The sequence below is a fragment of the Pedobacter jejuensis genome (assembly GCF_003725795.1).
GTDB classification, from domain to species: Bacteria; Bacteroidota; Bacteroidia; order Sphingobacteriales; family Sphingobacteriaceae; genus Pedobacter; species Pedobacter jejuensis.
In genome coordinates this window covers 158,180-172,050 of the sequence record NZ_RBEE01000043.1, presented here as the reverse complement: position 1 = coordinate 172,050, position 13,871 = coordinate 158,180, and the positions used below count along the sequence as shown (strand labels likewise).

The following is a 13,871-nucleotide window of genomic DNA, read 5'->3' as shown; positions in this document are numbered from 1 at the left end:
CTATTTTAACTTTTTAATATTATTAATCCAAAATCAGTGAAAATTCGTCAGAACGCGTAAAATATGCCAAAATTAAATAAGCCATTTTCGAGTTGTATAAGTTTATTCATAATTGCTTTAATCATGCAGCTTTTTGGATGTGCATCCCCTCAACCTGTAACTGGTGGACCTCAAGATAGAATTCCACCGAAGGTTGTAAATATGACGCCAAAAAATCTAACTAGAAATTTCTCAGCAAAAAAAATACTGATAGAATTTGATGAATATTTTAAAATTCAAGACGAAACCAAAGAATTTAATATTTCTCCCGAGTTGGAAAAGGCGCCAATATTAAAAATAAAGAAAAATGTTTTAGATATAACCTTACCTGATACACTCGAAAAAAATACAACCTACACTTTAAACTTCGGAAAAGCGATTGCTGATATTAACGAAAGCAATGTAATTAAAAACTTAACTTATGTGTTCTCTACAGGAAATGAGATAGATTCATTAACACTAAGTGGAAAGGTAAATAGCGCTTTAACCGGTGAAGCGGAAAAGGATGTGACCGTTTTTATTCTACCTGTTGAACGAGATACTTTATTTGGTAAGAGGCGTCCATCCATTTATACACTAACTGATAGTTCCGGAAATTATAAACTCAATAATTTGCGCAAAGGAAACTATAAAGTTTATGCACTAAAAGAAGCAACAGGTGGTGGCGATAAAATATATCAGCAAACATCTGACGAGATAGGCTTTTTGAAATCGCCAGTTACAATAGATAAAAATATTGATAATATAAACCTTCAGATTTTTAAGGAAAAATCTGCAGACTTTAGGGTATTAGAAAGAAAAATAAATAGCGATGGTAGCATTCTATTAACTTTTTCACAGCAATTAATCAATCCTAAGCTTACAGTTACAGAACCTGCAGCATTAGATGTAGGTAAAAGGCTAACGCTTAACAGTACAAATGACACGGCAAAGATTTGGCTAAACGATTTAAGTTTCGATTCTGTTAAAGTTGCCATACAAGACCAGGGAAAATTATTGCAAGTAGTAAACTTAACACGTGGAAAAAAAGATAGCTACACAAGAGATTTAACGCCTACTGACAACGCAGCGAACGGTAAATTAAACCCATACCAGACCTATACACTTACATTTCCTATACCAATTACCGCAGCGGATGCATCTAAAATTACCTTGTTAGACGATTCTATAAAAAGAACAAATTTTGAACTGATAAAAGACTCTACCAATTTCTTAAAATACTACGTTAAATTTCCTTGGAAAACGAAGAGGTCATACGACTTAAAATTTTCTGCAGGAGCTTTTACTGGAATATTTAATTCAAAAAATAAAGAGTTTATAAAGAAATTTAACCTGGACCCAACAGAAAATTATGGTACAAGAACATTAATTATGGATGTACCAGACACGACCAAAAATTATATAGTTGAGTTTATCAATGAAAAAAAACTACCCGTAAAGCAGTATATCATCAATAAAAAAACTAAAATCGTTTTGGCCAATTTCCTGGCAGGAAAGTATTTTGTTAGAGTAATTTACGACGAAAATAAAAATGGGGTTTGGGATACAGGAAATGTAAAATTGGGTACACAACCAGAAAAAATCTGGTACTCGCCAGAAGAACAATCTTTACGTCCTAATTGGGAAGTGGAAAATAGTATGACAATACCTAAGCCTCCAAGCCCTTAAATTAATAGTCTTCTATATTATGTTGTAAACCAGCCAGAATACATAATATAATTATCTGGTAGCTTATTTAATAAAGCCCTTTGCTCTTCAGTTATGGGCTTTATTTTTTTTGCAGGTGTTCCGGCATAAAGGTATCCGGTTTCACAAATGGTGTTTTCTAACACAACCGATCCTGCAGCTATAATACAATACTCTTCTATAATTGCATGATCCATAACAATGGCACCCATGCCTATTAAAACATTGTCTTGAACGGTACAACCGTGAACAATTGCATTATGACCAACAGAAACCCGATTGCCTATATGAGTGGATGCCTTTAAATAGGTAGCATGAATTACAGCACCATCCTGAATGTTTGATTCATTTCCAATTGTTATGGCATTTACATCGCCTCTAACAACTGCATTAAACCAAACTGAACAATTATCACCAATAACTACATCACCTACTATGGTGGCGTTCTCAGCTATGAAATTATCTTTTCCTAGTGTAGGGTATTTATCTTTTACAGGAAGTATTAACGGCATATTAAAAATGTAAGATGGTATATGTAAAATGTCCTAAGGATTTAAAATTATATTCAAGGGATTTAGGAATTAAAAAACTGTATCTATCAACTTATCTGCATGATCAGGGTAATCAGTCGTAAAATGTAATCCCCTGCTTTCTTTACGTTGCATCGCTGACTTAATAACCAAATAAGCAGTTTGTATTACATTTCTTAATTCGCAAAGCTGAACGGAAACTTTATTCTTTTTATAAAATTCTTCTGTTTCCTGATGGATTAAAAACAATCTTCTGTGTGCTCTTTCTAATCTAAAATCTGAACGTACTATTCCAACATAATCGCCCATAACTTTTTGTAATTCTCTAAGATTATGTGTAACTAAAACATCTTCGTTGGTTTGTGTAACACCTTTAGCATCCCACTCAGGTATATTATCAGGTATGATGTTATTTTTAAAATTTTCTATAGCATCCTGATAAATACGATGTGCAAAAACTGTTGCTTCTAATAAAGAATTGGAAGCCAATCTATTAGCTCCATGCAAGCCGGTTGAAGAACATTCTCCACATGCATATAAATTTTTAATAGATGAACGTCCGTACTCATCAACCAAAATTCCGCCGCACATATAATGAGATGCAGGCGTAACCGGAATAAAATCTTTCGTCATATCTATACCAATAGATAGGCATTTAGCATAAATATTTGGAAAATGCTTAAGTATATCGGCCTTCTTGCGCATGGTAATATCGAGATAAACAAACTCATCTCCAGACTTTTTCATCTCATTATCTACTGCCCTAGCTACAATATCACGAGGAGCTAACGATTTACGCTCGTCGTATTCATGCATAAACTCTTCTCCGTTTTTACGTCGAAGCACACCTCCGAAACCACGAACAGCTTCGGATATTAAAAAGGAAGGATACTCTCCAGGATGATATAAAGCTGTTGGATGGAACTGAATAAACTCCATGTTACGAACTTTTCCCTTTGCACGATAAACCATTGCCATGCCATCGCCTGTGGCAATGACAGGATTTGTCGTTGCAGAATATACATGTCCGGCGCCTCCCGAAGCCATCACTGTAACGTTTGCAACAATCTTTTCCACATCGTTAAGCTCTGTATTAAAGGCATATATACCATAACAGTTAATATCTTCGGTACGTTTATCAACAAATTCACCAAGGTGATGTTGTGTAATCAACTCCAGTGCAAAGTAGTGTGTTAATATCTCTATGTTAGGATTTTCATGAATTTCCTGCAATAAAACACGTTCAATCTCATACCCGGTAATGTCCTTGTAGTGCAAAACCCGGTGTTCAGAATGACCACCTTCTTTTGCTAAATCATAGAAGCCAGAATTGTCTTTATCGAAATTAATGCCGTAGTCAATAATCTCCTGAATGCGTTGAGGCCCTTCTTTTACTACAATCTCTACAATTTTTTCATCACATAATCCATCACCAGCAATCAAAGTATCTTGTATATGTTTTTCAAAAGAATCACCTTTATCAACAACAACAGCTACTCCACCTTGTGCATACTTTGTATTAGATTCATCTTCATTTGATTTAGTAACAATTAATACCTTACCAAACTTAGCAGCCTTTAAAGCAAAACTTAAACCCGCTATACCTGAACCAATTACTAGAAAATCTACCTTCCTCATCAAATAAAATCTTAAATTATCTTCAATGTTAACAACTATCAGTAAAGTGTTAACACAATGTATAAACTATACTAACAAATAAATTAGAATGTTTAAAGCTACTGTAAAAAGATAATTTGCCACAATCTTTTGCCCAATTTTTAAGCACATTTGTGTAAGTAATTAACTTTTTAAACTTTATAAACAATTAACATTCCAGTATTGATAAAATTTAAGACGTTTCTCGATAGTCCTGAAAATCAATCCGATTATATTAATAAAATGTAATATGAATGTTAGTAAACGATTAACAACTTACATTAAAGAACTTTTTTAGCAAACTTGCCAACATTACTAACACACTAATAAACAAACAAGATCTATTTATTTAAAATAACTTATTAATTATTGAAACGTGGAAAGCTTTATCTTTGACCAACGTCGAAATTCAAAAAAAGGGAAAATTTAAAATGAACATTGATATTTTAGAAGAAATTAATCAAAAAGGATTTGTGGATGAAGCAATTGATCCAACCCTCGACCTTTTTGCTGAAATTGAGAAATTGAAAAAGGAAAAGAATGCAATTATTCTAGCGCATTATTATCAAGAACCTGATATACAAGATATTGCAGATTATATTGGTGATAGTTTGGGTTTATCTCAAGAAGCTGCAAAAACCGACGCAGATGTAATTGTATTTGCAGGCGTCCATTTCATGGCCGAAACAGCAAAGATTTTATCACCATCAAAAAAAGTTTTATTGCCCGATGTTAAAGCTGGTTGTTCACTAGCTGATAGCTGCCCACCACATTTGTTTAGAAAGTTCAAGGAAAAATACCCTGATCATTTAGTAATTACTTACGTGAATTGCACAGCAGAGTTAAAAGCTTTGAGTGATATTGTTTGTACATCAACCAATGCTGTTCAAATTGTAGAAAGCTTACCAAAAGATCAAAAAATTATATTCGGGCCTGATAGGAATTTAGGTGCATATGTAGCAAAAAAAACTGGTAGAGATTTAGTGCTTTGGAATGGAGCTTGTATGGTTCATGAAATTTTCTCTCAGGAGAAAATTACCAAATTAAAAGAACGCCACCCAAATGCCAAATTTATTGCTCATCCAGAATGTGAGGAAGTAATTTTGAAAATGGCTGATTATATAGGCTCAACCACCGGACTTCTAAAATATACCATCAATAATCCTGCTTCAGAATTTATAGTAGCAACAGAAAGTGGAATTATTCATCAAATGGAGAAGGCAAATCCTACAAAAACTTTTATTCCGGCACCGCCAAATAACAGTTGTGCCTGTAACGATTGCCCATACATGAAAAGAAATACTTTAGAAAAACTATATTTATGTATTAAAAATGGTTTACCAGAAATAACTGTACCAGAACATATTATAGAACTTGCACGTAAACCAATTCAAAGAATGCTTGATATTTCGGCAGAATTGGGATTATAGAAAACTACCACAGACAATGTGAATACAAAATGAAAATAAACAACATTCTTAAAAATTACTCGGGCTTATTATGGCTCTTGGCAGGTATTACTGTTGGGAGTATAGTTGGTTTAATTTTTGGAAAAAGTGTAGAAAGTATTAAACCGCTTGGTGATATATTTTTGAATTTGTTGTTTACCGCTGTAATTCCATTAGTATTTTTTGCAGTTTCATCTGCTATTGCAAATATTGATAGAACGAAAAAATTAGGAAAATTATTAACTGTAATGGTTTTGGTATTCTTATCTACTATCTTAATATCAGCAGTTTTAACCTTAGTCGCTACAAGGGTATTCCCCATCCATCAGCAATTAGGGAATAGTACTTTACCTATTGAAAATGAAAAATTACAATCTGTAGGCGAACAAATGACCCAGCTTTTAACCGTTGGGGAATTTTATGAAATTGGAAGTAGAAAAAATATGCTTGCGCTAATTATTTTTTCGGTTTTGGTTGGTTTTTCAACATTATACGCTGGTAAAGATGGTGATGGCTTTAAAAACTTTCTGGTTTCTGGGAATGAGGTAATGAAAAAACTCATTATTTTAATTATGAAACTCGGACCAATTGGTTTGGGTGCCTACTTTGCTTATCAGGTTGGCGTTTTTGGTCCGCAGCTTTTTGGTACTTACGCAAAAGCATTAGGCTTATACTATGGAGTTGGCGCATTTTATTTTATCGTTTTTTTTACGTTATATGCTTTCGTAGCTGGTGGATTTAAAGCAATTAAAGTTTTTTGGAAGAATAACATTGTTCCATCATTAACATCAATCGGCACCTGCAGTAGCATTGCTACTATTCCGGCAAACTTGGAAGGCGCAGCTAAAATGGGTGTTCCTGCCTACATAACAAATGTTACTATTCCATTAGGTTCAACTTTGCATAAAGATGGCTCTAGTATAAGTTCGATTATTAAAATAGCTGTTGTCTTTGCAATTTTTGGTAAAGATTTGGTACATGTTGATACCATAATTTTAGCATTAGGTATTACAGTTTTGGTGAGTATTGTTGAAGGTGGCATACCCAATGGAGGTTACATTGGAGAATTATTGATGATATCAGCGTATCAGCTTCCTCCTGAAGCCTTACCACCAGCTATGATAATTGGAACATTGGTTGATCCAATGGCTACTTTATTAAATGCTACCGGCGATAATGTTGCGGCAATGTTAATTGCAAGATTTACCGAAGGAAAAAATTGGATGGAGCAAAAGCTATCATCCTAATTATTTAAAAATTAAAAAAAGGAGTTTACTCCATTAAAAAATATGTTTGAAAATAAAGAACGTACCGATATTAACGAGTTAGGAGAGTTTGGTTTAATTAAATACCTTACAAATAATTTCAAAATAAAAAACGATTATTCTGTTAAAGGGGTTGGAGATGATGCAGCGGTTTTAGATGCAAAAGGCCAGCAAGTGCTGGTTTCTACCGATTTATTGTTAGAAGGAATACATTTCGATTTGGCTTATGTTCCTTTAATGCATTTAGGTTATAAAGCGGTTCAGGTTAATTTGAGTGATATTTATGCCATGAACGGTAAGGCAAGTCAAATTACAGTTTCTCTGGGTTTGTCGAGCAAATTTCCACTAGAAGCTGTAGAAGAATTGTATAAAGGGATCGAGTTGGCTTGTAATAAGTTTAACATCGATTTAATAGGAGGCGATACTTCATCAAGCAAGCAAGGTTTGGTAATTAGCATTACAAGTATTGGTTATGCCGATGCGGATAAAGTTACTTACAGAAATGGTGCTCAAGAACATGATTTGCTTTGCGTTTCTGGTGATTTAGGTGGTGCTTATGTTGGATTACAAATATTAGAAAGAGAGAAATTAATCTACTTAGAAAACCCTCAAATTCAACCAGATTTAGAAGGCAAAGATTACATTATAGAAAGACAGTTGAAACCTGAGGCAAGAATGGATATTGTTGCACTTTTGGAAGATATGGATATTAAGCCAACTTCTATGATTGATGTTTCAGACGGTTTAGCATCAGAAATTTTGCATTTAGCTACTGAGAGCGATAAGGGAATTACAATTTATGAAGATAAGATTCCTTTAGATCCAATGACTTACGAAACCGCTCGCGAATTGGGTATCGACCCAACTGTTTGTGCTTTAAGTGGTGGCGAAGATTATGAATTGTTATTTACCATAAGTCAGGAAGATTATAAAAAGTTGAAACATGATGTAGATATTACGGTTATTGGCCATGTTACGGATAAGAATTCGGGGTGTAAAATGGTTTCTAAATCAAATAATGTACATGAATTGAAGGCGCAGGGATGGAACGCTTTTAATAAGTAAATAATGAGAAAAGAATTAATACATCAAGATTTCATAGAACGTATTCTTCACATTATTGATAAGCTGCTTTTTTTTAGTTAACGTCACCCTGAATTTATTTCAGGGTCTTATTTACAGGAAAGATGCTGAAATAAATTCAGCATGACGTGTCGTACAAGCAATACGGCAATTAAACAGCAAATATTAAGTTTAAAATTGAACTCAGGATGTTTAGGCTTGCAAGTGATTTTGGTAAAGATAGTTTGAAACGAACATCAAACAAATGAGAAGTTTTTATCTAAGCTATTCAAAAACGCAAATATGTCTGCGGAATTAAAAGGGAGTTGGTTTCATTATTATCTACTCTCCTTCTAAATACTTAAAATCAATTTGCTTATTGCTTTTAACCTTCGCACCTAATTTTTTAAGGTTTTCAATTTTTACTATCACATTTCCAGAGCCATCTTTTAGTTTATTAAACGCCCCATCATAAGCTTTCTGTGTAGAACCGATATGCTTGCCTATATCTTCCATATCTTTTAAAAATCCTACAAACTTTTCGTATAAAAAACCTGCTTGTTCGGCTATTTCAAATACGTTTCTATTTTGTTTTTCCTGTTTCCACATGCTGGCTATAGTACGTAAAGTGGCCAACAAAGTAGATGGACTCACTATCACCACCCTTCTATCCCAGGCAAAATTAAATAGTTCTGCATCTTTTTGGACGGCAATACTAAAGGAAGACTCTATCGGAACAAAAAGCAAAACAAAATCAGGAGAATTGATTTTATATAATTCTTGATAGTTTTTTGAGGATAAGGAAAGAATATGATTTTTTATCGAAGCCAAATGCGCTTTTACGTGTCCTTCACGCTCTTCATCAGTCTCGGCCGATACATAACGCTCATAAGCAATTAAACTAACCTTTGCATCTACAACAAGGTGTTTATCATCAGGTAAATCTATTACCACATCAGGTTGGTATCTACCGCCATCTGCCGAAGAGTGAGTAGATTGGATCCGATATTCTTGGTCGCGAACCAAACCTGAACGTTCTAAAACCTTTTCCAAAATAATTTCACCCCAGTTTCCTTGTTTTTTATTATCGCCTTTTAAGGCTTTGGTTAAGTTATTGGCATCTTCCTGAATAAGTTTACTTTGAATTTGCAATTCAGATATTACACCTTTTAAAATATTACGTTCGTCTGATTCGGCCTTGTAAACCTTTTCCACCTTTTCTTCAAAAGCCTTGATATTTTCTTTTAACGGATTTAAAATCAAATCTAAATTTGTTCTATTCTGCTCTACAAATCTGGTGGATTTTTCTTCTAATATTTTATTGGCTATTAACTGAAAATCCTTGTTCAACCTTTCTTGCGATTGTTCAAAATTTAACTTTTGTTCGACTAGTTTTTCCTTTTCTGCCTGATAAAAGGATCGAGTACCTTCCAATTCTCGATTTGCATCTGCCAAATTATCCCGTTCTAATTGCAGCTCATCTATCAACCTTTGCTGTTCATCTTTAAGCAATTTTGTAATGTTATCTTTTTCTGCCGATAAGTTAGAAACTCTTTCTTCTGCCCTTGCTAAATTTATTTTTAATTGCTCGTTGTCTAGTCTAATTTTTTCAAGCTCTTCAATAGAAATTATTGGCGTTAAAGTTTGTTGTTTTTTAAAAAAGAGAAGAATTAGGACTAGCAGAATTACAATTAAAAGTACAATAGCAGCAGTTTCCATAATGATAAAAATTTTAGTAAAAATCGTTAATTAAAACAGTTTTACCAAAATATTTTGCTTTGTATATTGTAATAAACACCATCAATTATGATATATCAAAATAATTTTATGTAAAAATCATTAGGCAAATTTCTTATACTTGATTATAAAATATCAATAGATGAATGAATTAACAATCTTAATTTCTTGTCCCGATCAGGTTGGTTTGGTTACCAATATTACTCGAGTTTTAGCAGCGCATCAACTTAATATAGTTGCTATGAGAGAATTTGTTGATGAACCCAATCGAGCTTTTTTTACCCGTATTGCCTGTGTAGGGAATGTTAATGAACAAGAAAAACTTAAACAAATTTTACTCAATAATCTGCCAGATAATGCGATAGTTAATTTAATTACCCAATTAGATAAGCAGATTGCCATATTGGTTACAAAAGAATACCATTGCCTTGCAGAAATTCTAATAAAGAATCAATTTAAAACGCTTGGAGCAAACGTAAAATGTGTAATTGGTAATTATGAAGAATTAAAAGAATTTACCGAGCAACTAGGCATTCCGTATTTTTATGTTAGCCATGCAGATAAAGATAAAAGTGCATTTGAGCAAGAAATGAAAACAATTATCAACCAGTTCGATATCGATTACATAGTGCTGGCAAAATTTATGAGAATCCTTTCTGCAGATTTTGTTAAAGATTATGCTGGCAAAATTATTAACATTCACCACTCGTTTTTACCCGCTTTTATTGGTGCAAATCCGTACCGACAAGCATTTGAACGCGGTGTTAAAATTATTGGTGCTACTGCTCATTTCGTAACCGATAATTTAGACGAAGGACCAATTATAACGCAGCATACCACCCATGTCGATCATAATTTTGGCGTAAAGGAAATGGTTCGTGCTGGTAAAGAAATAGAGAAAAAAGTTTTGCTGGAAGCCTTAGAATTAATTTTTGAAGATAGAATTTTTGTAAACAGGAATAAAACGATTGTGTTTAAATAGTTATAAACTTTTCATGACCAATTCCGCTGCATCTGTACCCGTTTGGCTGCCCATTGCAATGCCCATTCCGTTGCATCGGGCAGCACAAAATACATTTGGTTTGGCCTCAGTTATTATTGGTTCGAGGTATTTTCCAAAAGCCATAATGCCACTCCAACGTTCGTCTATTTCAAAGTGTGTATCCGGTAAAATGGTTTGTCGAAGCAAGGTTTCTAAAGCTTTTTGAACAACAGCGGTCTGCCCGAAAGCTGTTGTTTCCTCAGTTTTAAAATCTAGATTGCGCCCTCCACCTAATAAAACCCTATCATTAATATTTCTGAAATAATAGAAACCTTTATCGTAATGAAAGGTTCCTTCAATTTTTAAATTTCTAATTGGCTTGGTAATTAATACCTGGCCTCTTCCAGGTTCAACATCTAAACCAGGCAAAAGCGATTTTACAAATGCATTTGTGGTTACAATTACGCGTTTGCAATAAAACCTACCTTGATTGGTAATGATTATCTCCTGATTATCATCTGAAATAATTTCCGCTACTTCGCAATTGTTTAATATAAAAATTTGCAGCGATTGTGCGAGCTGAATCAGGTTAAACATCATCTTACCAGTATCAATTTGTGCTTCATATTGGTTATAGATAAGATTTTTCACATTTTTAAACCCAAAGGAATCGATTTTATTATTTGCGATGCAAAACGCCTGTGAACCAACAATTGGTGATATAAGTTGATTGTAATGTTCAATTTTAGATACACATTGTTCAGTCAAGGCATCATCGTCATTTGTAAACAATTCGAAGCCACCGTATTGCTTATAATCTAGCTTTTCATCACCCAGTAATGCTCTAAGTTTCAGCAAACCTTTCCAACGTTTTTCAATCAATAGCATTAGCCCATCTGTTCCACAAATACCTTCTTGTTCTATTAGTTCAGAAATGCTACCAAAACAGGCAAAACCTGCGTTTTTTGTACTAGCCCCCGATGGTAAAAAGCCTCTTTCTAAAACTAAAATTTTAAGCAGCGGCAAAGCCTTTTTTAGATGAATTGCTGCATTTAAGCCAACAATACCACTACCAATAACAACTACATCGAAGTTAAAAAATGTTGATTTTTCCCAATAAGAAAGGTTCGAACTCATAAACTAAAATATGTAATTCCACCCACATTTAATAAAGGATCGCTTTTTGATATACTGCAAACTGAAAAACATACACAAAAGAAAATGGGAGTTTATTTAATTTTAATCGTCCCGGTATTATTGCTGAGCATGTTTGTACAATGGCGTTTTAGGCATAAATTTTCTAAATACGCAGAAATGCAATTAAGCTCGGGCTTATCGGGAAAGGAAGTGGCAGAACGAATGCTGCACGATAACGGCATATTCGATGTGAAGGTGATGAGTACCGAAGGACAACTTACAGATCATTACAATCCAACAGATAGAACCGTAAATTTAAGTACAGATGTATATTATAGCCGAAGCGTGGCCGCTGCGGCAGTTGCAGCACACGAATGTGGGCATGCCGTTCAACATGCAAAATCTTATACTTGGTTAAATTTACGTAGTACAATGGTGCCAGTAGTAAGCATTTCATCAAACTTATTGCAGTGGGTAATGTTGTTAGGCGTAATGTTACTGGTATTTTCAGTTACACCCATTGTTTTAGCGATAGGCGTAGTTGGCTTAGCATTGGTAACAGTTTTTAGTATAGTTACTTTACCTGTAGAATTTGATGCAAGTAAGCGAGCCTTAACCTGGTTGAAAAATAATCAAGGTGTAATGCAAACGCAAGAGGAAAATAGTCAGGCTAAAGATGCCTTATGGTGGGCAGCAATGACTTATGTAGTTGCAGCAATTGGAGCCCTCGCAAATTTACTTTATTACGCTTCGATGTTATTTGGTAGAGCAAGAGATTAAGATATTTTCATTTACCTATGAAAGTAGTAAAGCGGTTCGGAATTAATTTTTCGGCCGCTTTTGCATTTAAACTATAAGGCTTTCAATTTTAATTGATTAGAATAAATTATTTTTTTTTGTAGCGCAAGTTCAGTAGTTCTTCGGCAGCTTCAGTCCCGCCAATACTTCAATCTTTTGGTGATTGGTTTAGCTGAAAATTAAAGTATTTGCAACCAAAAGTATTTCCGTGTATGTCGGGGCTAGTTAACAAAATGTTTTAGTTCTTAGCCTTAGTTTGCAACTGCCTTTAGTGTTTTAGCAAAGCCTGAGGAAAGGAAAAAATCTTTGTTACTAAACCCGATAGAGCCAGGTAGCCCGAAGCGAGGTACGAGCAAGGCTACAGGCGATAGCGGGGCAAGTGGCCGCTCATTTTCTTAGTATTTTTTAAAATTTAGTGATACAAAAGGCAGTAATTTTAATGGAGCTAATTAACAAAATGTTTTAGTTCCTAGTTTTATTAGAATTGTGATGGGTAGTAGTGCTTCGTATGATTTAAATACAAGGCACTTTTTATGAAAGTTTAATTGTAATCAGAAGAACGCAATTAAAATATGTACGCCTAAAAATAATTGTTTGGTAGTCCAAATTATTAGAAGCTTAACGGCAGTAGTTCTTCGGCAGCTTCAGTCCCGCCAATACTTCAATCTTTTGGTGTTTGGTTTATCTGAAAATTAAAGTATTTGCAACCAAAAGTATTTCCGTGTATGTCGGGGCTAGTTAACGAAGTTAATTCGTTCTTTGACTTGGTTTGCAACTACCTTTAGTGTTTTAGAAAAGCCTGAGGAAAGGAAAAAATCTTTGTTACTAAACCCGATAGAGCCAGGTAGCCCGAAGCGAGGTACGAGCAAGGCTACAGGCGATAGCGGGGTAAGTGGCCGCCATATAGACAGAACCGTTCATTTTCTTAATATTCTTTAAATTTATGGATATAAAAGGCAGTAATTTTAATGGAACTAATTAACAAAATGTTTTAGTTCCTTGCCTTAGTTTGCAACTACCTTAGTGTTTTAGCAAGGCTACAGGCGATAGCGGAACAAGTGGCCGCGATATAGACAGAACCGCTTATTCTTCTGATACTCTTTAAAATCTGGGGATAAAAGAGCATAACTTTAATTTAACTTATACGGAGCAATTAACTGAAATTCTGGTATATCAACTTCGAATTCTCCTTCATCTACCAATCGTTTCATTAAATAGGTTCCTTTCATACTGCCGATATCAGTTTTTAAATTACAACCTGAAACATAAACATGGCTTTCACCAGGATTTATAATTGGTTGTACACCAACAACGCCTTCACCATCCACTTCTCTTCTACTGCTATTTGAATCAAAAATAACCCATTGGCGGCGCATCAACTGAACCTGATAATCAGAAAGATTTGAAATTTCTATGCGATATGCGAACATAAAATGCTCATTAGCCGGATTGGAATATTCTGGCTGATAGATAGTTTCTACTGAAACCTTAACCCCATCTGTAATTGCTGTAACCATGATGATTTAACGAA

12 protein-coding genes are annotated in these 13,871 nt (G+C 34.3%); 7 read left to right on the top strand and 5 right to left on the bottom strand.

Going from position 1 to position 13,871, the window contains the following annotated elements:
• Positions 1–63 precede the first annotated feature (63 nt).
• Positions 64–1,707: an Ig-like domain-containing protein gene (locus D7004_RS17330; protein ID WP_123207084.1), complete on the top strand. Its 1,644-nt coding sequence runs from the start codon at positions 64–66 to the stop codon at positions 1,705–1,707.
• 17 nt (positions 1,708–1,724) lie between these two features.
• Here the strand turns inward: D7004_RS17330 and D7004_RS17325 are convergent, their stop codons facing one another.
• Positions 1,725–2,237, bottom strand: a complete 513-nt coding sequence (locus tag D7004_RS17325) for a gamma carbonic anhydrase family protein (RefSeq protein WP_123207083.1) — start codon at positions 2,235–2,237, stop codon at positions 1,725–1,727.
• 69 nt (positions 2,238–2,306) lie between these two features.
• Positions 2,307–3,893, bottom strand: coding sequence for an L-aspartate oxidase (gene nadB / locus D7004_RS17320; protein ID WP_123207082.1), 1,587 nt, complete (start codon positions 3,891–3,893; stop codon positions 2,307–2,309).
• Positions 3,894–4,342: 449 nt separating this feature from the next.
• Here nadB and nadA point away from each other — a divergent pair, with 449 nt between their 5' ends.
• Genes nadA through thiL form a run of 3 tightly spaced genes read left to right on the top strand, consistent with a single transcriptional unit; the run spans position 4,343 to position 7,689 of the window.
• Entirely contained in the window at positions 4,343–5,341 is a 999-nt protein-coding gene (nadA, locus tag D7004_RS17315) for a quinolinate synthase NadA (RefSeq protein WP_123207081.1), read from the top strand.
• Between the two features lie 29 nt (positions 5,342–5,370).
• On the top strand, positions 5,371–6,606 hold the full coding sequence (locus D7004_RS17310) for a dicarboxylate/amino acid:cation symporter (protein WP_123207080.1): 1,236 nt from the start codon (positions 5,371–5,373) through the stop codon (positions 6,604–6,606).
• A 42-nt stretch (positions 6,607–6,648) separates the two neighbouring features.
• A complete protein-coding gene (thiL, locus tag D7004_RS17305) occupies positions 6,649–7,689 on the top strand; it encodes a thiamine-phosphate kinase (RefSeq protein WP_123207079.1) in 1,041 nt (346 codons plus the stop codon).
• A gap of 339 nt (positions 7,690–8,028) precedes the next feature.
• Here thiL and D7004_RS17300 read toward each other — a convergent pair whose 3' ends face one another.
• Positions 8,029–9,405, bottom strand: coding sequence for a DNA recombination protein RmuC (locus D7004_RS17300; RefSeq protein ID WP_123207078.1), 1,377 nt, complete (start codon positions 9,403–9,405; stop codon positions 8,029–8,031).
• A gap of 160 nt (positions 9,406–9,565) precedes the next feature.
• On the opposite strand from D7004_RS17300, the gene purU reads away from it, so the two are divergent.
• Positions 9,566–10,405: a formyltetrahydrofolate deformylase gene (gene purU, locus D7004_RS17295; protein ID WP_123207077.1), complete on the top strand. Its 840-nt coding sequence runs from the start codon at positions 9,566–9,568 to the stop codon at positions 10,403–10,405.
• Here the strand turns inward: purU and D7004_RS17290 are convergent, their stop codons facing one another.
• Positions 10,406–11,542, bottom strand: coding sequence for an NAD(P)/FAD-dependent oxidoreductase (locus D7004_RS17290; protein ID WP_123207076.1), 1,137 nt, complete (start codon positions 11,540–11,542; stop codon positions 10,406–10,408).
• Positions 11,543–11,626: 84 nt separating this feature from the next.
• Between D7004_RS17290 and D7004_RS17285 the strand changes: the two genes are divergently transcribed.
• Positions 11,627–12,322, top strand: coding sequence for a zinc metallopeptidase (locus D7004_RS17285; RefSeq protein WP_123207075.1), 696 nt, complete (start codon positions 11,627–11,629; stop codon positions 12,320–12,322).
• Between the two features lie 777 nt (positions 12,323–13,099).
• Positions 13,100–13,279 (top strand): hypothetical protein, encoded by a 180-nt coding sequence (locus tag D7004_RS20760; protein WP_167459531.1) that lies wholly within the window; start codon positions 13,100–13,102, stop codon positions 13,277–13,279.
• Between the two features lie 191 nt (positions 13,280–13,470).
• Here D7004_RS20760 and apaG read toward each other — a convergent pair whose 3' ends face one another.
• A complete protein-coding gene (apaG, locus tag D7004_RS17280) occupies positions 13,471–13,857 on the bottom strand; it encodes a Co2+/Mg2+ efflux protein ApaG (protein WP_123207074.1) in 387 nt (128 codons plus the stop codon).
• Positions 13,858–13,871 lie beyond the last annotated feature (14 nt).